Annotated in this window: 16 protein-coding genes; 4 read left to right on the top strand and 12 right to left on the bottom strand. The window is 43.7% G+C overall.

Annotation, left to right across the window (positions count from 1 at the left end; all coding sequences use genetic code 11):
- Nucleotides 1-56: 56 nt before the first annotated feature.
- Both E5355_RS08955 and E5355_RS08950 read right to left on the bottom strand, forming a co-directional pair.
- Complete coding sequence (locus tag E5355_RS08955) at nt 57-671, bottom strand: CPBP family intramembrane glutamic endopeptidase (RefSeq protein ID WP_136010084.1); 615 nt, start codon at nt 669-671, stop codon at nt 57-59.
- Entirely contained in the window at nt 668-1,561 is an 894-nt protein-coding gene (locus E5355_RS08950; protein WP_136010083.1) for a prenyltransferase, read from the bottom strand. The genes E5355_RS08955 and E5355_RS08950 overlap by 4 nt, the downstream gene beginning before the upstream one ends.
- A 94-nt stretch (nt 1,562-1,655) precedes the next feature.
- On the opposite strand from E5355_RS08950, the gene E5355_RS08945 reads away from it, so the two are divergent.
- The 4 genes from E5355_RS08945 to E5355_RS08930 all read left to right on the top strand — a co-directional run bounded on the left by E5355_RS08945 (nt 1,656) and on the right by E5355_RS08930 (nt 6,002).
- Nucleotides 1,656-2,444, top strand: a complete 789-nt coding sequence (locus E5355_RS08945) for a Cof-type HAD-IIB family hydrolase (protein ID WP_136010082.1) — start codon at nt 1,656-1,658, stop codon at nt 2,442-2,444.
- Nucleotides 2,445-2,481: 37 nt separating this feature from the next.
- Nucleotides 2,482-4,224, top strand: coding sequence for an ATP-dependent DNA helicase (locus E5355_RS08940; protein WP_136010081.1), 1,743 nt, complete (start codon nt 2,482-2,484; stop codon nt 4,222-4,224).
- 63 nt (nt 4,225-4,287) lie between these two features.
- Nucleotides 4,288-4,902, top strand: coding sequence for an L-threonylcarbamoyladenylate synthase (locus E5355_RS08935; protein WP_136010080.1), 615 nt, complete (start codon nt 4,288-4,290; stop codon nt 4,900-4,902).
- 77 nt (nt 4,903-4,979) lie between these two features.
- Nucleotides 4,980-6,002 (top strand): AI-2E family transporter, encoded by a 1,023-nt coding sequence (locus E5355_RS08930; protein WP_136010079.1) that lies wholly within the window; start codon nt 4,980-4,982, stop codon nt 6,000-6,002.
- A gap of 5 nt (nt 6,003-6,007) precedes the next feature.
- Here E5355_RS08930 and E5355_RS08925 read toward each other — a convergent pair whose 3' ends face one another.
- The 10 genes from E5355_RS08925 to E5355_RS08875 all read right to left on the bottom strand — a co-directional run bounded on the left by E5355_RS08925 (nt 6,008) and on the right by E5355_RS08875 (nt 20,363).
- On the bottom strand, nt 6,008-7,318 hold the full coding sequence (locus E5355_RS08925) for an HlyD family secretion protein (RefSeq protein WP_136010078.1): 1,311 nt from the start codon (nt 7,316-7,318) through the stop codon (nt 6,008-6,010).
- A 3-nt stretch (nt 7,319-7,321) separates the two neighbouring features.
- Nucleotides 7,322-9,529 carry a peptidase domain-containing ABC transporter gene (locus E5355_RS08920; protein WP_117599395.1) on the bottom strand — a complete coding sequence of 736 codons (2,208 nt, stop codon included), beginning with the start codon at nt 9,527-9,529 and terminating at the stop codon, nt 7,322-7,324.
- Between the two features lie 35 nt (nt 9,530-9,564).
- The gene (locus E5355_RS08915) at nt 9,565-10,731 is read right to left on the bottom strand and encodes a 6-bladed beta-propeller (protein ID WP_022401753.1); all 1,167 of its coding nucleotides are present in this window, start codon (nt 10,729-10,731) and stop codon (nt 9,565-9,567) included.
- 22 nt (nt 10,732-10,753) lie between these two features.
- On the bottom strand, nt 10,754-11,602 hold the full coding sequence (locus E5355_RS08910; protein ID WP_136010077.1) for a formylglycine-generating enzyme family protein: 849 nt from the start codon (nt 11,600-11,602) through the stop codon (nt 10,754-10,756).
- 43 nt (nt 11,603-11,645) lie between these two features.
- A complete protein-coding gene (locus E5355_RS08905) occupies nt 11,646-12,803 on the bottom strand; it encodes a TIGR04150 pseudo-rSAM protein (protein WP_136010076.1) in 1,158 nt (385 codons plus the stop codon).
- Between the two features lie 540 nt (nt 12,804-13,343).
- Nucleotides 13,344-14,138: a glycosyltransferase gene (locus E5355_RS08900; protein ID WP_136010075.1), complete on the bottom strand. Its 795-nt coding sequence runs from the start codon at nt 14,136-14,138 to the stop codon at nt 13,344-13,346.
- Nucleotides 14,139-14,156: 18 nt separating this feature from the next.
- Nucleotides 14,157-14,594 carry a DUF3244 domain-containing protein gene (locus tag E5355_RS08895; RefSeq protein ID WP_136010074.1) on the bottom strand — a complete coding sequence of 146 codons (438 nt, stop codon included), beginning with the start codon at nt 14,592-14,594 and terminating at the stop codon, nt 14,157-14,159.
- A 119-nt stretch (nt 14,595-14,713) separates the two neighbouring features.
- Complete coding sequence (locus E5355_RS08890; protein ID WP_136010073.1) at nt 14,714-16,408, bottom strand: hypothetical protein; 1,695 nt, start codon at nt 16,406-16,408, stop codon at nt 14,714-14,716.
- Nucleotides 16,405-16,593, bottom strand: a complete 189-nt coding sequence (locus tag E5355_RS08885; protein WP_136010072.1) for a hypothetical protein — start codon at nt 16,591-16,593, stop codon at nt 16,405-16,407. Before E5355_RS08885 ends, E5355_RS08890 begins: the two co-directional genes overlap by 4 nt.
- Nucleotides 16,594-17,162: 569 nt before the next feature.
- Nucleotides 17,163-20,363, bottom strand: coding sequence for an efflux RND transporter permease subunit (locus E5355_RS08875; protein WP_136010071.1), 3,201 nt, complete (start codon nt 20,361-20,363; stop codon nt 17,163-17,165).
- Nucleotides 20,364-20,381: the final 18 nt, after the last annotated feature.

Below are 20,381 nucleotides of genomic sequence, written 5' to 3'. Positions count from 1 at the left end.
TGAATAGGGCTCAGTATGCACCCCATTACCGCTGCCTTATCTTTTGTAAACAATAATCATATCGGGAAAAATATAAATACCGCCACATCCCACACTGCATGAGACAAGATGATAGCGGCAAAGCGATTCGGAAAAAAACGGTATAGCGCTCCCCATGCCGCTCCCACCACCAAAGCCGCCATGACCAGCATGAAGTTGCAGGAACCGGCATGCACCAGTGCATAAATTAAAGTAGCTACTACAAAACCCACATTCGGATTCCAGCGTTCGGAAAGTGTACGCTGCACATAGCCTCGCCAGAAAATCTCTTCCGCCGGCCCTATCAGCAACAGCAGTAATGCCGCCAGCAGCCAGGGAGATTCTCCCTCCTTCATCCCATAAATAGAGTCCACCTGCTGACGGGCAAAATCGAACATCCAAGATGACACCTTGTCGCCCAACCAGAAAACACCCCACAAAGCAACAGCAATGCCAACTCCCAACAAGGCATTCGGCAAACTCCATTTCACCTCCCGCCACCAGCCGGGATTGAACAAAGTAGCAAACACGGACAGCGTGAGCGCAGAACCGGTCATCATCCACCAGAAATTCACGAAAGGAGCCGTCCAAGGCGAGAACATAACCGTCCACAGCACGGCAGCCAGCAGAATGGTAAAAATCAGTTTCTTCATGACAGCAGACCGGCCACAACGAACGACAACGTGAAGAGCAGACCGAACAGCAACTGGAGTTTTGCCGTCATCTCATCCAGACCGGCTATGGCACCTTCCCCCTTTCCGGGAAAACGGGATACCACCCTGACATTGCCAATGGCAGGAACCAGTGCCAGCATCACCAGCAGTGTCCATAGCGGAAGAATTCCCGCAGCTATCAGTCCGGCTATCCAGCCGAAAGGGAAAAGGACTTCGGCACAATAAACGTACATCGACACCTTTCCTCCCAGCTTCATCGCCAATGTCTGAATCTTGGCACGGGCATCGGTACGCATATCCCGTGTATTGTTGGCATGCAGAATGGCCACCGTAATCAGTCCCACCGGCAGAGCTATCCACAAGACATTCCAGTCAACTGCTCCCGTAGCCACATAGCAGGTGCCTAACGTCGGCAGCAAGGCATACGCCAAAAAGATGACGACATCGCCCAACGCACGATACTTGAGCGGCGGATAAAGCAACGAGCAAGCCGCGCCGCCTATACCGATGTACAGCAACGGCAACCCAGTACGCCACAGCAGGCCGATACCCGCAACAAAGGCAACTGCCAGCAATGCCATCGACAAGCGGTATATCTCGCGCGGCGTAAACATCTCGTCGGTCAGGGTCTTGGCACCGAAGGTGTCCTTTGCATCGACCTTGTGTTTATAGTCAAAGTAATCACTCCAGGTATTCCCGGCAGCATGAAACACAATAATGTTCAGCAATGCCCAGAGACCGTTCACCCAGTTTATGTCCTGCCGCATCCAATACAGATATGCCAACGTCACCACCACCGGCATCGAGGAGGCGGGGAATGACCACGGACGCACCGCTATCATCCAATCTTTAAAAGAATGTTTCTTCATTTGTTATTTATCATTTATTTGCGCGCAAAAGTACGAAATATCTTCGCTTTTTTAAGTAATTTCGCGCACAAGATACAAGATAAAAGAAACTCTTATGATAAAAGCTCTGTTTTTTGACATCGACGGAACCTTGGTCAGCTTCAAGACCCACGAAATTCCCGTTTCCACCATTGAAGCGCTGACCGCCGCCAAGGCCAAAGGCATACATATCTTCATTTCTACCGGACGTCCGCGCGTCATCATCAACAACTTGTCCGCCTTGCAGGAACGGAATCTGATAGACGGCTACATTACGATGAACGGCGCCTATTGCTTTGTAGAAGATACCGTTATCTACAAAAGCCCCATACCGACAGCGGAAGTGGATGCCTTGACAGCTTTCTGCCACGAACGCAGCATCCCCTGCATTCTGGTGGGAGAGCACGACATCTGCGTGAACCAGCCCGACGAAGCAGTGGAGGAAATCTTCCACCGCCAACTGAAAGTAGACCCCATCGAGACAAAACCCTATACCGACAGCCATGCGGACAAAGCCTTCTTCCAGCTGACTCCCTTTATCAATGCTGAAGAAGAAGCAATCATCCTGCCCGCCGTCCCCCACTGCGAGATGGGCCGCTGGCATCCCGCCTTCGCAGACGTGACAGCCAAAGGAAACACCAAACAGAACGGTATCGACCAGATTATCCGCCACTTCGGCATCAAGCTGGAAGAAGCCATGGCCTTCGGCGACGGAGGAAACGACATCAGCATGTTGCGCCATGCCGGTATCGGCGTAGCCATGGGTAATGCCAACGATGACGTGAAAGCCGTTGCCGACTACGTCACTACCAGTGTGGACGAGAATGGAATAGCCAACGCGCTGAAACATTTCCACATAATTTGAGAATTCCCGAGTTGTCGGTTCTTTAAGCTATTGAATTTTGAACTTCGTCCCAGACACACAGAACAAAGAGTTTCAAGATGCCTTGAAACTTATCCAGTACACCCGTCAATCTGTTTTCCTGACAGGCAAGGCAGGTACGGGCAAATCGACCTTCCTGAAGTACATCTGCGCGAATACGAAGAAAAAGCATGTAGTGCTTGCCCCTACCGGAATAGCTGCCATCAATGCCGGAGGCAGCACGTTGCACAGTTTCTTCAAACTGCCCTTCTACCCCCTGCTGCCCGACGACCCGAACTTCAGTCTGCAACGGGGACGCATCCACGAATTTTTCAAATACACCAAGCCCCACCGCAAACTGCTGGAAGAGCTGGAATTGGTCATCATCGACGAGATTTCCATGGTACGTGCCGACATCATCGATGCCGTAGACCGCATCCTGCGAGTCTATTCCCGCAACCTGCGCGAACCCTTCGGCGGCAAACAGATACTATTGGTAGGCGATGTGTTCCAGCTGGAACCCGTTGTGAAAGGAGATGAGCGGGAAATACTGAACCGCTTCTATCCTACTCCTTATTTCTTCTCTGCCAGGGTATTCGGTCAGATAGACCTTGTCTCCATCGAATTGCAAAAAGTATACCGGCAAACGGACAGCAAATTCATCCATGTGCTGGACCACATCCGCAACAATACCGTCGGCTCTACCGAACTTCAACTGCTCAACACCCGCTATGGTACCTCAATAGAACAATCGGAAGCCGACATGTACATCACCCTCGCCACCCGCCGCGACAATGTGGACTACATCAACGACAAGAAACTGGCGGAACTTCCCGGTGAACCGGTCACCTTCTACGGCGAAATCATGGGAGACTTTCCCGAAAGCAGCCTCCCCACCTCGCAAGAGCTGGTACTGAAACCGGGCGCACAGATCATCTTCATCAAGAATGACTTCGACCGCCGCTGGGTGAACGGCACCATCGGCGTCATCAGCGGCTTCGACCCTATTGAAGAGACCCTCTACGTCATCACCGACGACGGCAAGGAATGTGACGTCAAACGAGAGTCGTGGCGAAACATCCGCTACAAATACAACGAAGAAAAGAAACAGATTGAAGAGGAAGAGCTGGGTACCTTTACACAATATCCCGTGCGCCTGGCATGGGCCATCACCGTCCACAAAAGCCAGGGGCTGACCTTCAGCCGGGTAGTCATCGACTTTACCGGTGGCGTGTTTGCCGGTGGGCAGGCATATGTAGCCCTCAGCCGCTGTACCTCGCTGGAAGGCATCCAGCTGAAAAAGCCCATCAGCCGTGCCGATGTATTCGTGCGTCCGGAGATTGTCAGTTTCTCCGAACGCTTCAACAACCGCACCGCCATCGACCGCGCCTTGAAGCAAGCACAGGCAGACGTTCAATACGTTGCTGCCGCCAAAGCCTTCGACAAAGGGGACTTCGGCACTTTCCTGGATGAATTTTTCAAAGCCATCCATTCCCGCTACGACATCGAGAAGCCCAACGTGCAGCGCCTCATCCGCCGGAAGCTGAACATCATCAACCGGCTGAGAGAGGAAAACCGTGCACTGAAACAAGCAGCATTGGAGAAAGAGAAAGCACTCGTGAAGTATGCCCGCGAATACATCCTTATGGGTGACGAATGCCTGAAACATGACATGAAGGAGGCGGCCATGAAAAACTATGAAAAAGCCGTCACCCTCTGTCCCAAATTCAAGGAGGCCTGGAAAAAAATAAAGAAACTGGAAAAAGAGATGCTAAAAAGGTGATTCTCTTGTTTATAAGCCGATTATTTAGTATTTTTGCATGTATTACTCAAATCCATTGTCGCCATGCTTCTGAAACTTTATGAGAAAAACAACAATCCTGCCGATTTGCAACAAGTAATCAATCTACTGAACGACGGGGGTATCATTATCTATCCCACCGATACCATGTATGCTATCGGTTGCCACGGTCTGAAAGAGCGAGCCATCGAGCGCATCTGCCGTCTCAAGGATATCGACCCCAAGAAGAACAATCTTTCCATCATCTGCTACGACCTAAGCAAAATAAGCGAATATGCCAAAGTAGACAACAGCACCTTCAAACTAATGAAACGTAATCTACCCGGGGCCTTCACCTTTATCCTGAACGGCACCACCCGGCTACCCAAAATATTCCGCAACCGTAAAGAAGTCGGCATCCGCATGCCCGACAATTCCATCATTCAAGAAATAGCCCGCCTGCTGGATGCCCCCATCATGACAACGACATTGCCACATGATGACAATGAAGACATTGAATACTGCACAGATCCGGAACTGATTGAAGAAAAGTTCAACAATATCGTCGATTTGGTAATCGACGGCGGTATTGGCGGGACGGAAGGTTCCACTGTAGTGGACTGCACCAACGGAAAAGCTGAAATTATACGTCAGGGGACAGGCTGGCTGGACGAAGGATAAAGTTCTGCTTTCCGACTACTGCTTTCCAACCTTTCCGATGCTTCTTTTGTTTCTTATTCAGACAAAGCATAAATATTATGAGTACAAAAGAACTATACTGGAAATATTCGCTAATAACTATCATCCTCGGACTGGGAATCATCCTTTTCCGACAAATCGCTCCATTCCTGGGAGGCCTGCTGGGAGCACTGACCATCTACATCCTGGTAAGGAAACAGATGATATACCTGTCGGACAGACGGAAAATGAAACGCAGCATAGCCGCCACCCTTATCACAGCAGAGGCCGTTCTCTGCTTTCTGGTTCCGCTTGGACTGGTGGTATGGCTGGCCGTAATCAATCTGCAAAACATCAATCTGGACCCGCAAGCCATTATAACTCCTTTCGAAGAAGCGGCCAACATCATTAAAGCCAAAACCGGCTACTATATCTTGGGGAAAGACACGGTGGCATACGTCATTTCAATTCTTCCCCGCATCGGGCAAGCCATCATGGAAGGTATCAGCAGTTTTGCCGTCAACATATTCGTACTGGTCTTTGTACTCTACTTCATGCTGATAGGGGGCAAAAAGATGGAACAGTACGTCAACGACCTACTGCCGTTCAACGATGACAATACACAAAACGTCATCCACGAAATCAACATGATTGTCCGTTCCAATGCCATCGGCATCCCATTACTTGCCGTCATACAAGGCAGTGTGGCCATGACAGGATACTGGATTTTCGGTGCTCCCAACATCTTGTTCGCCGGTTTCCTGACCTGCTTCGCCAGCATCATCCCAATGGTAGGAACAGCGCTGGTATGGTTTCCGATAGCTGTCTACATGGCATTGATAGGCAACTGGGTTCAAGCTATCGGGCTGGCCATCTATGGCGGTGCAGTCATTTCACAGCTCGACAACCTGATACGCTTCATCATCCAGAAGAAAATGGCAGACATTCATCCGCTTATCACTGTCTTCGGAGTTGTAATCGGCTTGTCCCTCTTCGGATTCATGGGTATCATCTTCGGGCCACTGCTCTTGTCACTATTCTTTCTGTTCGTGGATATGTTTAAAAGAGGGTATTTGGATGCAAGGGGGAAGACAACGGAATAAGTACTTCATTTTTCATATTCCACCACTTTCCTCAACGGAGCCAACAACCTTTCCAGTACATTCTTGTCAGCAAGGATAATGTCTGCCGTACCTTTCAACTCACGCGAAACAGGCAGCTGTTTGCCGTAGTTGGTCTGCATGCCGTCAGGCAAAGATATTTCCACTATATACATTCCCTCTTCCGTTGGAGCAGGAGAGATACTTGCGACCTGCCCTTTTACATAGCCAAACTCCTGGTCGGGATAATTATTCAGACGTATATGCACCCGCTGTCCCACATGTACCTTACCCGAACCCTGCAAAGGAAGTAGAGCCTTACCTAATACCCTTGAACTGTCGGATGGCTGAATCGTGAAAACCGTTTCACCGGCTTTCACATTCTGGTTACGACTCCAAACCATCATAAAAGTAACCTTCCCCCTGACCGGACTTTTCAATAAATAAGAGTGCTCCCATGCACTCAATTGCGCGGCTAACTGCTCTATGGCATTCTTTAAATCAGTCCGGCGACTCTGTTCCTCATCGTATGCTTGCTTACGTATATCCAACATATTCTCCTCATGTTGCACCAACTGCATTTCTGCCTGAAGCAAACTCATACGTACCTCTTCTTTAGAACGCAAACTTTGCAAATATCTGCTTCCAGACTCCTCAAATTCCGAAACAATCATAGCCTTACGCACATATAGAATAGAATCACGGGTATACATACTTTCGGCAAGCTTTATATCCTTATCAATCAACTCATACTCCCGCTCTGCCAACCGAAGATAGGAGCGTTGTCCACCCAGTTGTTTTTCCTGAAAACGAAGTTTCCGAGCGTAATAGTCCAACTCCATAAAACGTGCATATTCTGTAAGTGAAGTAATGAAAGCTGCAAAAGCCGATTGCAGTTCCCCCAACTGCCAGCGCCTACCGGCAAAAAACTCCACCCCTTCCCGCCAGTCATAATCTTGCGCTTCCCAGGCTTTCATCCTCTCCTTAAGAAAACGCACATCTTCAGAAGACGCAGCATTGCCAATCACTCCTAAATCTGCATCCGCACTCACCAGACTCCCGTTCTTCACATAAAGCGTATCGAGTTTCCCAGTAGCATGTGACAGCACAAAGGCGGGAGGCTCTTCCGTAGCCAGAGTCACCTCTGCTGCCAAGGTGTCCGGATACCTGAATATCCAACAACCAACCAGTATCATCAGCAAAATCAACGCCAAGACAGTGATTCCACACCTCACTACCCAGGGAGAGATATGGTTCATCACCTCCTGCACTTCTTCACTGCGGAGTTCTATATCTTTATATTTCTTTTCTTCCTCCATTCATTAACTACCCAATTCCAACTGGTTCTTAACCAGCCGGTAATATAGTCCTTTCCGCTCCGTCAGTTCCCGATGGGTACCTTCCTCCACAATGCATCCCTTATCCAGTACCACAATCTTATCGGCATCCTTCACCGTGCTGAGCCTATGCGCCACTACCACCACGGTTTTTCCTTTATAGAATTCATGCAGATGTTCCATAATCTCTTTTTCATTATTTGCATCCAAGGCATTGGTGGCTTCGTCGAAGAAAAGAAATTCCGGATTTTTATACACAGCACGTGCTATCAGCAAACGTTGTTTCTGCCCTTGGCTGATACCATTCCCCTCCATACCGATTTTGGTGTTATATCCCAATGGAAGAGAATCTATAAAATCACGGATATTGGCCACCGTCACGGCGTGACGTAGCCGCTCCACATCAACCTGCTCCTCTCCCACAACAATATTCTGCGCAATGGTTTCCGAAAAGATAAAACCATCTTGCATCACGGCTCCCGTCTTGGCACGCCACAAATGAGGATTTATGTTCTCCAACGAAGCATCACCCACCTTCACAGCCCCCTTATTGGGCGAATAGAAACCAAGCATCAGTTTCACCAGAGTAGTCTTTCCACTCCCGCTCGCACCTACAATAGCTGTCACTTTATGTTCGGGAATCACCAAAGAGACATTATCCAGCACATAGTCTCTATCCGCTCCATCGTAACTGAAGCACACATTTTCCATTCTCAGCTCCCGCTTCTCAGGCAAAACAGACAATTTTGAAGCAATATCCTGCTCCTCGTCCGGCTTCCCATGTACCTCATTCAGCCGTTCCAGACTTATCTTGGCGTCCTGAAACTGCTGCGCAAATCCTATAAAAGAAGAGACCGGCGCACTGAGCTGACCGATGATATAAGTCAGAGACATCATCATACCCAGTGTCATCTCCCCTTCCACCACCGCCTTTGCCGCAATAAACGAGATTATAATATTCGTGGTCTGATTGAAAAACACAGAACCTACTTGCTGTACCTGCCCTAGCGTCAACCCTTTTACGCTGATTTTAAATAGTTTCACCTGAATACGCTCCCACTGCCAGCGCTTCTGTGTCTCGCAGTTATTCAACTTTATTTCCTGCATAGCGGTCACCATCTGCACAAGGTTACTCTGCTCTCCGGCTGCTTGTGCAAACCGACGGATATCCAATTCACGGCGATATTTCATAAAAGCAAGTATCCAGGCAATATACAAGCTGTTACCTAAAAGAAAGATTCCCAATACCACCAAATTGTAGTAAGCAAGTACAATAGCAAAGATGAAAAAACTGACAAAGGAAAAGAGCGTACTAATAGAAGAACCTGTCAGAAAATTCTTTATACGGTCATGGTCACCAATGCGCTGTATAATGTCTCCCACCATCTTCGTATCAAAAAAATGAAGCGGCAACTTCATCAACTTTGCCAAAAAGTCCGAAATAAGGGAGATGGATATACGCGTATTCACATGCAACAATATCCAGCTACGGATAAACTCTACCGATAGTTGTGATACCGAGATTATAATCTGCGCAACCAGCACTAAGGTAATAAAGCTCAAATTTCCGTCACTGATACCCACATCCACCAAGGCTTGCGTAAGAAAAGGTAGGATAAGCTGAAGTAAGCTCACCACCAACATGCCCAATATCAGCTGAAACAACTCTTTCCTATAGGGAGTCAGATAACGGAAGAAAAAACGCAACCCTCTTTCTTTCAGTTCCGGTTCTCCCTCACCATTATAAAAATCAGGAGTGGGTTCCAGTGCAAGCGCAGTCCCCTTCTCTTCTCCGTCCGATTTGGTAGCTAACCAGCATCGCTTCAATTCCAGTTCATTATACGTAACCAACTGAGTTGCAGGGTCTGCTATCCTAAACGTGTATTGCCCTTTCTTTTTCTTAACATCATAGCAAACCACAAAATGACTCTGATTCCAATGCAAAATGCAAGGCAGAGGAACATCTTCCGCCAATTGTTCAAAAGAGACACGAACTCCGGACGTTCTGAAACCAATAGACTCAGCAGCATCGCTGATGCCTAACATGGAAACGCCATTGCGAGAAATAAAAGAACGGGCACGCAAAGTCTGCAAAGAATAACTCTTTCCGTAATATTTGGCTATCATACGTAGGCAAGTAGGTCCACAATCCATAGCATCAAGCTGACGATAATATGGGAATATCTGCTTCATATCTTTAATGAACCGCTCTTACCAATTATGAAAATTCAGTCAACACTCTTATATTTATATAATAAGACAACGGGATTTGACTCCTCATTCAATCCTGCAGCAATTTCTTTAGCTCTCCCTTTCAGCTCATTATTTTCATAAGTTTCCACCAATTGATTGGCTGCCAAGGTCTGGAAAGCAGCTATTTCATCATTATTCATCGGATGGGATACCAAATCTACACCTTGCAGTTTAGCAAAGTCACCATTACGCACAATAGCATCGAATACTGCATTTTCTTGCTTGTCATACACCACACCGATAGTAGGGAATCCACTTCTTTTGTCAAAATCGAATACCTTTTGTATCGTTTGCATAAAATAATAACGTTCTGTAACCGCCCCTATGGTAAGAAGAATTTCAGGATTCTCGGAAGGAGTTTTCACCAAAAAGGGACATAATTTATTTTCCTTCGATACATAGTTGTACACCGTATCAGTAGATGTTTCCACAAGCAACCAATCACCTTTATACGGTATTATCGGACGTACAGAAGCTACTGCAATACCGTCCCCTTTTTGTACAAAAGGTGCTTTGACAATATCAAATGGAACTGGAATCCCTTTCACCACGCTTCCGTCTTTCTTTGATATTATCATATGATAAAACGGCTTTTCTTTCAACTTTCCCTCATTGTAATATACAGACATATCATAGCAAATCAAACTATTCTCATCATAATTGAACACATCCATAAATTCAGCACCTTGTACATAGTTTAAACTACGTTTGAAATTGCCAAACAAATCGTAAACAAGTATCTTTTTTGAAGGAGTACTGTTGACATACAACTCATTCTTACCTTCATCTAATACTATGCCATTAATAAAAGTATACTCCTCAGCGCCCTGCCCCCGACGATTCCACTTCCTCACTCCCTTACCAGTTTTTCTGTCAAAAAGGAAGATGTCACCATCATTATTCCAGTTTTTCACTACAATATATTTATTGTCAATAGCCATCACATCACCCTGCGTAATGAATTCATCATTCGTTTCCAACGGAATGTATTCCACATCCATAAAATCCTGAAGCACCAGTTCCTTTTTCGGATAATTTTGGGAAATATCTACTGTTACTATATCTACAGTCCCGCTATTTTCTCTACATCCACTCCATCCCAGCATTAAGAACAATACTACAACTACATTTATTCTTTTCATAACTTACGCATTTTTAATTACATTATTTACTAAAATTCAACTCCATCACAAGGCGGAAGCCTCCATACTCGTCACTATAATTCTCAATGTCGTAATCAATGTACGACACCCGACACCCCTTTGCTGTTCCTCCCCAACTTCCACCTCGCAATATCCGGCGAAAGAAAAGATAGGTGCCCTCAAAAGGCCATCCCGGATGGACAGACTTACCACCTTGCTTGTATTCTTTAGTGTACAAATCACCGCACCATTCCCAAACATTGCCACTCATATCATACAGTCCCAATTCATTGCTTCTTTTCAGACCTACCGGACGGGTAGTTCCAGCTTCTCCATATTGTCCGCCAGAGGAATTCCCAACATACCAAGCCACCTCACTTACCTGATTGCTGCCACTGTATTTATAGTGCTTGCTTTTGTGTCCACCACGCGCTGCGTATTCCCATTCGGCCTCAGTCGGAAGACGAAATGTTTTACCGGTCATAGCATTTAATCTACCGATAAACTCCTGCGCATTTTTCCAGCTTACATTTTCCATCGGGCAATCTTCGCATCCCCCATTAAACGGCAAAATGGAATCAGTATCCATAACCGCCCTCCACAGCCTTTGAGTAACTTCATATTTTCCTATATAAAAATCAGATACCGACTCCTTACGTACAGGTTTCTCGTTATCCTCACAGTCACATCCCTGCTCATCTGTACATCCCATCATAAATGTACCTCCTTTCACAAAAACCATCTCAATAGAATCCCCATTCAAGGCAACCACAAGTTGCTGAATAGGAGTTTCATTCGACTGACATCGAATAAAAACAGTTATAAGACATATTGCCAAAACAACAGTCAATGCTTTAACTCTTCTTTTCATATTAGTATAAAATAAATATGTTTCCACTTTCTACCGGCTTCTTTTACATAACATGACAAAGATTCGTAAGACCTATAGCTATTTCATAATCAGATGGAGAAGGACATAGCCATTGAAAAACACATCTATTACAAGGCTCTTTATCACGAACTCGAAACCATGACTCTCCTTCATTAAGTTCCTTACAAACTATATCATATACACTATCTTTATATATATTCCCTATTGGCAAGAAATTCATGTTTGCAAACACATCACCATTCGACATTATATTTATCTTACCAAAATCATAAGTATTAATCGCTTGGTTAGCAAAGATATTTTTTATTGATATTGGCATAGATAGAATATCCTTTTTAGAAAGAAAAACATATTCTTTAAAGAAAGCCATATTAGTACCATCATATATAGGCTTTATTTGATATTCTTTTATCCGGAACCGTTCTATAAGTTGCTCAGCATCCTGACAATCATTCAAAGAAGCAACATTAAATATATACTTATATGACAAATTTTGTTCCCTTAACGTTATCAAAACATCCTCCCACAATCTTATGTCAATAGGGAAATTGACTAAAACACAATACAAAAAATTATTCATAAAAAATGTTTGCGAACAAGGAATCTCCGTATATAAACAATAGACTTTTTTAAGAGAAGAACTATTATCCAAGAAAGACAATAACCTTTCATTATTCACAACATCATTTAGTTTTCCATAAATATTAAAAATTATTTTTGAGGGAACAGACTTCAAAAAATTCAAAAAAGCACATATGTCAGTTTCATTATTAACATGAATAGTTATTTCAAACAAATTCTCCAATAGATTTCTACTAACAGAAAAATTGTGCCTTTCATAAACTTCCAGTTTTTCATTATCCAAAAAATTGAAAAGGGGTAATATTTGAACAGGTTTTTCATTTGATAATGCAATATCTATTATATCCCCCATATATTTTTCACGTACCTCATCAACAAAACTTTCAACAATCCTATTTTGGATATCTTCATTTGTTAAATAAACAACACCTTGATTATTTCTTTCAAGTAACTTTTTAAGCAATTGTATAATCTCCACTTTATTAGATTCAATATACTCCCCGTCAAGAGTATTATACAATAGCACACATTCGCTTGTTAATCCAATATACACATATGGCTCTATTGTAAACCACCAACCTGTTATAGAAGTTTCCATTATTATGATACAATTATTATATCTTCTAATATTTTAAAAAAATCATTCGGATGTTTCTCTAAAAAAGAAAATATTCGAGACAATTTAAGCTGAAAATCTTTTTGATTATGAAAATAATGACATACCATTTTTTCAGTTCCTTCTTTTTTCAAATTTTCTAAATGGAACATACATAATCCACAGAATCTATAAAGATAGCAGTGCCGACAATATTTTTCCAAACATTTATAATAAGCATTATATTGCTGTACTATTTGGGATATATTCAAGAATACGCCCTCATTAACTTCTCCCAAAGAATATTTATAGTCTATTCTTTCGCATGGCATTAGTTGACCGTGAGTAGTCAGAAATATTTTTTTAGAAAAAGGAAAACACGTACTTGCTGGAAAATATTTATTTTCTACGCACAAAGTAGATAATATATCAGAGACATACGAATTTATAGAAAAATATTTTAAGAAATTAGACAATTCATGAAAAGGTAACAAATCTTCATGAAGCAACAAATTATCCTTTTCTTTATAATATTCTTTCTCACTATCTTTCTTTCACAACAAAACGATATTTATCGCTCATGCATTGTTCTATTCTGTCACGCTCAATATCATTTCGATTACAATTCATTGCAACATTATTTTGTAACACTCCCATTCCCCAAAAGTTCCCTTTATACAGCATTAATATACGCGTAGAATAAGGATCTATATAATCCAAATAAAGAGCATACAACTTTTTCAATAGTGGTTCCTCAACAACTCGTTCATTATCTTCGTGTGTCAAAGCTCCATAAAAATTTTCTTGAATAAAAACATGTCTCCTAAGTCCAATACAAGACAAGCGCTTAAATAAGTCAGCATCCTCTACACCATATCCAACCAGAAGTTCATTATATCCTTTGACTGCCATAAATGCTTCTTTTTCCAGACAAGTTCTTCCAAACACATCACGTACACAAAGGTTACTAGTATAAAATATTTTCTTCTTCTCTTGAAACTCCTTCAGCATAAACTCTGCAAAGCCTTTCCCCAAATAGTTATCAGCATCCAAATTGCACACAATTTTCCCTTCCGCCAATCTAAATACCATATTCCGGCTATGACTCCGCAAATAATGAACCGGCTCAGTAGTCCTATAATACACAAGAATACCCATCTCAATATATTTCATCATAGATCGAGCAATCCATTCTTCTAATCCATCTTGCGAATTATAATCCAGCACAACAAACTCTACCTCATCTACTAAGAAATTATCAAGAATATTCTTCTCCAAAGTTTCTTGTAAATGTTTAAGCCGATTCATACAAGTGATGCAAAATGAGATTTGTTTCATAGTGCTATATAGCCATTATTAATGAATAGTAAATCTACCGAATGCATAAGCTCCATCCAAACCTTTTATCTCAAGTAAAAAATCACCAGCTAAGCCTTTCTGTAATTGTACTTTTCTCAATATTGGAGAGTCAATATTCTCAGTAGAAGAGTAAACAACATCCCCATTCTGAGAAATTACAATTTCAATCCCACCTATAGATTGATAGAACTCCAAGTCAATGGAGTGGTCATCATTCAAAAATGCTAAAATAGGAGTCACTGGAGGAATAGAACGGTGACCATTCCCCGGACCATCCGGTAAATCAAAATCCTCATCCATGATGATTTCTACTCTCGAAGGAAAAGTTACTGACTTTCCATTCACTACATTTACCACAAAGAAGCAGTATAAACTTAACAAAATAAAAAATGATTTCATAGTATCTTTAGTTTTGAATGTAACAAAGATAGCCATCTTAATCACTTCTTAGGGAAAGTACAAGTGGACAACACAAAAGGGAATAACATACTATATATCAAGAAAATACTAAATAAAAAGCTACTAAGTTAGTGGACAAAAAGCAAGAAGTTCTTCTAATAAAGAGTTATAAATTCTTCCAATTTATCATTAGTATCCAAATTTAAGTTCTCCCTCAATCTCCGTTTTTTCGTAAAAATAGAATTCATCTCGCAGTCAAAAGTAAACATCAACTCAGTGGTAGTGAAACCAACTTTAAGCAAAGCTATCAATATCAGGTTACCACTCGTTAATTTAAAATCTTTCTTTAACCGAGAAATCAAATTACCATATATCAAATCCATGTATTCAAGGAGCTGTTCTTTTTCTTGTTTGGTCATATTCTTCACAATCAACTTTTCCTTCTTCAATTGCTCCAAGAGATAAACACCATTTACACATACATTTTCACGTATTTTTTTATTCTCACTCTCCAACAGCAAAATCTTTTGATTCAATTTACCAACTTTCTCTCTATTTGTTTCCGCTGTTTCACCTGCTTTTTGTTTCAACATATCAAGTTCATAAACATATCGTTTAATCATGCACTCATTCTCCTTTATTACTTGCATATTTTTCCGGAACATCTCTTTGTATTTTTTTCTTAAAAGAAAATACAAAACAAGACATAATAGGATAATAAATAGAACTATTACCATCCCAAAATAAAACTGTATTTTCTTTTCGTGTTCAACTTGTTGCTTTTCTAAAAGAAGCTTTCCTTTTTCATATTTACGTTGCAAAGTCAAAATTTGAGATGCTTGTTTAGCATCCAGGTCAACAGACAACAACGAATCAGACTTCTCTTTGAAATAGAGAGCTATTGCATACTTTTTCTGCCTCTTTTCCAACAGATACAAATAGTGGTATGCCCCTGCCAGAGTACGAGGCCTTTCTGATTTCAAAGCTAAAGTAAAATATCTTTTTGCCTCATCCAACTTATTTTGATTTAAATAAATATTCCCCAATGACATTGAACAGTGATGCATAGAATGCCTATCTTGTTCAGTCTCTACCGCAGTTTTCAACAGGGCTATTGCATCTCCCAAATCCCCTTCATTTCTTTTGGCAATCCCTTTTACTTGTAATAAAGAAGGGATTACCCGTTCAAAACTGATACATCCTTTCTTTTTCTCACACAAGGACAAAGCACGATTAATGTAATTATAAACACTGTCATATTTCTGTTCTACATAATAAATACGAGCAATATCCCGATAAACATATATAACTCCTAAAGTATCGGCTGCCTTTTGAAAACAATATACCGAACTTTGATAATTATCAAGAGCATCTTTGTGTAGCTTTCTATCTGCATTCAAAATACCGATATACTCATATGCCAAGCCTTGTAGCTTATACTCTTCCGTTTTCTCCAATTTAGCCAAAGCATTCAAATAGGCTTGCATAGCCAGCATATCATTCCCCTGCAAATCCATCACTTTGCCATAATAAAACAATGCCTTTCCCGCTTTCACCTTATCCTCCCCATTCTTATAATAATCTACCGCAATTTTTATCAACGAGTCCGACTGCAAGCTGTCTAAATAGTTCTTATCACGCGCTTGCGTCAGCAGCAGTGCATAGTCCGCCCGCTGCTTCCCACGAAGCTCCTCCGAATGAGGGATTTGCTCCAACAGCAGCAATGCACTGTCAGGACATACATCCATATACCCCTCTACCTTATCAAAAACATTGGATACGTTCTTCTCTACGCAAGAACCTAACAGTACGCAAACGGACAAAAGTCCAAGATATAGCAGTTTTTTCATATGAACATGTTCTTTACCAGATTATCATTACGTATAACTCCTATGCCCACAGAATCCTTTTGGAGATAAATATTCACACCAGCCAACGGCAATCCTTTTTCTCCATCAGTCACAATGCCATTTGCCTGTGCATTAGAAATAACTGTACAGCAGAATGTTATGAACAGCACTATACATCGCTTCATAATTCATGTATATATAATTAAACTTTGGATGAGAACAAGCTTTTTACAGCCCCTCCCTTCAAAGATACAAAAAACCGCTTCAATAATGTACAGAAACAAGATAAATGTGACAAACAAAACAAATAGCTCAGAGTTTGTTTCCCCTTACATAGGCTTCCTTTCCATTTTCTGTACGGAGTTATCAGCGCCTATCAGCCGTGATGCGCTCTGCCAACGGCCGTCAACTACTCGACTAACGACCGTCAACAAGGTGCTTCATAACCGTTGAACACCTATTATACTCATAGTTTCCCCATACTGTGCACCTATCTTATTCCTATTATGAGCCCAGCTGCAGTCTATCGGTAAACGGTCTTTTACGAAGTTAATACCGTGTTTACACGAAACGCATATCGTGTAAACAAGATATTTGCAAAATGCTGTACATTCTATTAATACACTAACAAACAAGATATTAACTTACCTTCCGGCGTATTTCCGCTGTGGAAGCAAAAATGATAAAACTAGGCAGAGATTATTTTCCCTTAAAAGCAATAATCCATTCTGGTAACAAAATCGAGCAAAAGTAATCATTTCCTAAGAAAATTACGCCGCCTCAGCACAAACACCGGCAGGAAAAAGAAGATACCGATGACGGACATCACCAATCCGCCAATGGTACCCGCTGCCAATGGAAACCAGAAAGCCTCCTTGTCCTCACCTATCATGAAAGGGATAAATCCCAGAATGGTAGAAACTACCGTGAGGAAAATAGGCACTACCTTCGCATTCCACGCCTTGACGTAGGCACGCAGGGCGGAAAGACGGGGAAAACGGCGGCGGATGCTGTTGTACTCGTTCAGGATATAGATGCTGGCATTCACCGTGATGCCGCACAGCAGGACAAACGAGGCAAAGCCGCCTTGGTCGAAGTTCAGCCGGAACCAGTAGAATGTAAGGAACACGCCGATGTAGGAAACGGGAATTACAAAGATGATGGCAAGCGGCTGTTTCAGCGAGTTGAACAGGATACTGGAAGTAAAGAAAATGATAGCTATCACCACCAGCAGAAGCAAATATTGCTTATTGTCCTTCTTGCCCCACGCCCAGTTGTTACTGTCCGACTCGGCAGTATAGCCCATCGGCAGCAGTTTGTTGAACTCCTCCAAATCCCGCTTCTGCATTTTATTCCCCATCTCATTGGAACCGATATATTCGTACTGAATGCAGAGACGATACTGCTGGTTTTCCTTGGAAATTTCTTGCGGCATCTGCCCCTTTTCCACCGTAGCCAGTTCGGAAAGCTTGTAGTGTTTGTCGCTACTTGCATTATAGGGGAAGAACTGCATCGCCCAGATATCACGCTCTTGCGACTGGCGGGAAGAGAGCCTGATTTTTTCCGTCCCCTGCTCCGTCGTCACCGAACCGACCTCCACATTCCTGCCAAAGATAGGACGCACTGCGGCAAAGACATCCAGTGCGGCAATGCCTTCCTGCGCCATGCGCTCTTTGTTCAGGTTGAAGTAGAATTCCTGATAGTCGTCTTTCCACCATGAGAATTCCGAATTGATAAGCACTTCCTTGATGCGGCGATGCGTCAGCAACTTGGCTTTCAGCCTCTCTGCCCATTCATACAATTCATCGTAATTGTAACCGTACATCTTAATGCGATAGGAGCCCGCATTTTCGCGGACATCATTGCTGAATCCCTGGTCCTGCAATCCGTAGATGCCCCAGCTACCGCCACCCAATTCAAGCGCCTTACTTATCATATTGGATTTCAACGTATAGGGAAACCCGCTGTTCTGGGCTTCTTTCTTAAAATAGACTGCGATGCTTGCCCGCCGCGAATTATAGATGGAGGTATGAAACTGTTTGATTTCCTTAAAGCCGCTCAGATAGGTTTCCATGCGCTTCATCAGCGTATTCATCTGTTCAAGCGTGCTGCCATTGGGCAGATTGGCATTGGCGTAAAGCACCACTTCTTCGTTGCGGGTGAAATAGCTGCCCTCGTACACCTTCTGCACAAAGAGGCGCAAACTGCCTCCCAAAGCCTTGTCTACAACAGGTTTCACAGACTCCTTATAAGTCGAAGAACCGAAAACCTCATTATAAAGCGTTTCCCATCTGCCCTTTCCTTCCAGTTTATCGGGCAACAAGAAAACCGGCAGACCGAAGCCGAGAAGCAGCAACAAGCACACCGCCCAACGCCAACGGCAAAGAAACCGGATAAGGACGGAATAGAAACGCGCGAAATAGACCGGAAAACGTTTCTGAAAAGAAAACAAAAGAACGAGGGGACGAGGGAACGAACGCTTACGGCCTCGCCTGCTTCCTCTCCCCTTCCTTGTCAGCTTGACCTTCTCAATCATGGCCGGAACAAAGAACAGCGCCACCATCAAGGATACTGCCAGATTGATAATCACCACTGCCGCGAAATCCTGCAAATTGAGCCGTATCTTCTCATCCAAAAAGAAAATGATGACCAACGCCCCCATTGTGGTAAGCGTAGCCGCCAATACCGACATAAAAGCCTTCAGGTTGCGCCTGTGCAGGATATGGTCGGTCATCACAATCGTACTATCTATCATCAGATTCAGCGAAACAGTGATTCCAGCCAGCGAATACAACTGCATCTCCAATCCGAAAAGATAATAGAAAATAAGCGCCACCGCAATGTTCACCGCCAGACTGGTGACAATCAGAAAGAGATATTTCAACTTGCGCGTAATGAGCCATACAAACACAAGCAGAATCAGCACCGTCAACCCGGTACGGAAATAAATCTTGTCCAGCTCCTCCCGGATGTATTCGGTAGCATCATAACCGGTATGTATTTCATAGCCGACGGGAAGCACCCGGCGAATCTCATCCATCTCGTCCATGACCGCCCTGCTCAGCTGCAACTGGTTGGCAGACTCTTGCGCAGTAATGGAAAGGTAAATAGAGTTCAGCCCATTGATGCGGAAATAACTCTGCGGAGACTCTTCCATGCGCACCACCGACACCAACTCGTCCAGACGGAGCAACTTTCCTCCGGCAGCAGTCACCGTGACCGAAGCCGCGTCGAATCCATCGGAATCATCTTCGGGAATCAATACCAGACGTATCCACTGCTCACAACCCTTGCCGGTATCCACATTGTGTGTCCCCAGAAACTCTTTCCGGTAGTGCCGCCGCACAGCCTCGCTGATGTCTGCCAAGGTGACACCCAGCATGCGCAGTTGCTCGCTGTCGTATTCCAGCCTCCATTCCATCGGAGTGGCTCCACTGAGCTCTACCTTATAAATGCCCGGCAGAGATGCCAACCGCGGCTTGATATGCTCCTCGGCATACTGCTGAATCAATATCGGAGTGGAAGGGGCATTCAGCGTAAAGGACAAGAACGGACGTGAAGCGTTTTCATCGGGCACTTTCATCCGAATGGTAGGATAGCTTACCCCATCGGGCAGTTGCGACCACGTCTGCCGGATAATGGTAGATGCCTCAAAGCGGACCGCATCTACATCGGCATGCTTGTCCAGCTCCACCGTAATACGACCGAATCCATTACCGGAAGTAGAGTTCAGATTCTTCACTCCGCGAATACGTGCCAGCATGGACTCCAACTTGCTGGTGACCTCCATCTCCACCACCCGTGACGAAGTGCCCGGCATACTGAATCCCACTGTGAATCCGGGCAAGCTGCGTGACGGATTCAACTTGACGGGGAGCAGCGGTATCAACGCCACGCCCACCAAAGCCAGGCAGACGAAAGCCACAATAAGGGTAAAAGAAGAGGCTGATTTCATTAAGCAACTAGTGAAGAA

The organism is Bacteroides muris (ex Afrizal et al. 2022), from assembly GCF_004793475.1.
Lineage (GTDB): Bacteria > Bacteroidota > Bacteroidia > Bacteroidales > Bacteroidaceae > Bacteroides > Bacteroides muris.
Note: the sequence above shows the minus strand (reverse complement) of the source record. Positions and strands in the feature narration are given on the sequence as shown.

Bases quoted from the DNA above. Each gene is read 5' to 3' on its own strand.
- E5355_RS08955 (WP_136010084.1), bottom strand. From the start codon at position 671: ATGAAGAAACTGATTTTTACCATTCTGCTGGCTGCCGTGCTGTGGACG.
- E5355_RS08950 (WP_136010083.1), bottom strand. From the start codon at position 1,561: ATGAAGAAACATTCTTTTAAAGATTGGATGATAGCGGTGCGTCCGTGG.
- E5355_RS08945 (WP_136010082.1), top strand. From the start codon at position 1,656: ATGATAAAAGCTCTGTTTTTTGACATCGACGGAACCTTGGTCAGCTTC.
- E5355_RS08935 (WP_136010080.1), top strand. From the start codon at position 4,288: ATGCTTCTGAAACTTTATGAGAAAAACAACAATCCTGCCGATTTGCAA.
- E5355_RS08930 (WP_136010079.1), top strand. From the start codon at position 4,980: ATGAGTACAAAAGAACTATACTGGAAATATTCGCTAATAACTATCATC.
- E5355_RS08925 (WP_136010078.1), bottom strand. From the start codon at position 7,318: ATGGAGGAAGAAAAGAAATATAAAGATATAGAACTCCGCAGTGAAGAA.
- E5355_RS08920 (WP_117599395.1), bottom strand. From the start codon at position 9,529: ATGAAGCAGATATTCCCATATTATCGTCAGCTTGATGCTATGGATTGT.
- E5355_RS08915 (WP_022401753.1), bottom strand. From the start codon at position 10,731: ATGAAAAGAATAAATGTAGTTGTAGTATTGTTCTTAATGCTGGGATGG.
- E5355_RS08910 (WP_136010077.1), bottom strand. From the start codon at position 11,602: ATGAAAAGAAGAGTTAAAGCATTGACTGTTGTTTTGGCAATATGTCTT.
- E5355_RS08905 (WP_136010076.1), bottom strand. From the start codon at position 12,803: ATGGAAACTTCTATAACAGGTTGGTGGTTTACAATAGAGCCATATGTG.
- E5355_RS08900 (WP_136010075.1), bottom strand. From the start codon at position 14,138: ATGAAACAAATCTCATTTTGCATCACTTGTATGAATCGGCTTAAACAT.
- E5355_RS08895 (WP_136010074.1), bottom strand. From the start codon at position 14,594: ATGGCTATCTTTGTTACATTCAAAACTAAAGATACTATGAAATCATTT.
- E5355_RS08890 (WP_136010073.1), bottom strand. From the start codon at position 16,408: ATGAAAAAACTGCTATATCTTGGACTTTTGTCCGTTTGCGTACTGTTA.
- E5355_RS08885 (WP_136010072.1), bottom strand. From the start codon at position 16,593: ATGAAGCGATGTATAGTGCTGTTCATAACATTCTGCTGTACAGTTATT.
- E5355_RS08875 (WP_136010071.1), bottom strand. From the start codon at position 20,363: ATGAAATCAGCCTCTTCTTTTACCCTTATTGTGGCTTTCGTCTGCCTG.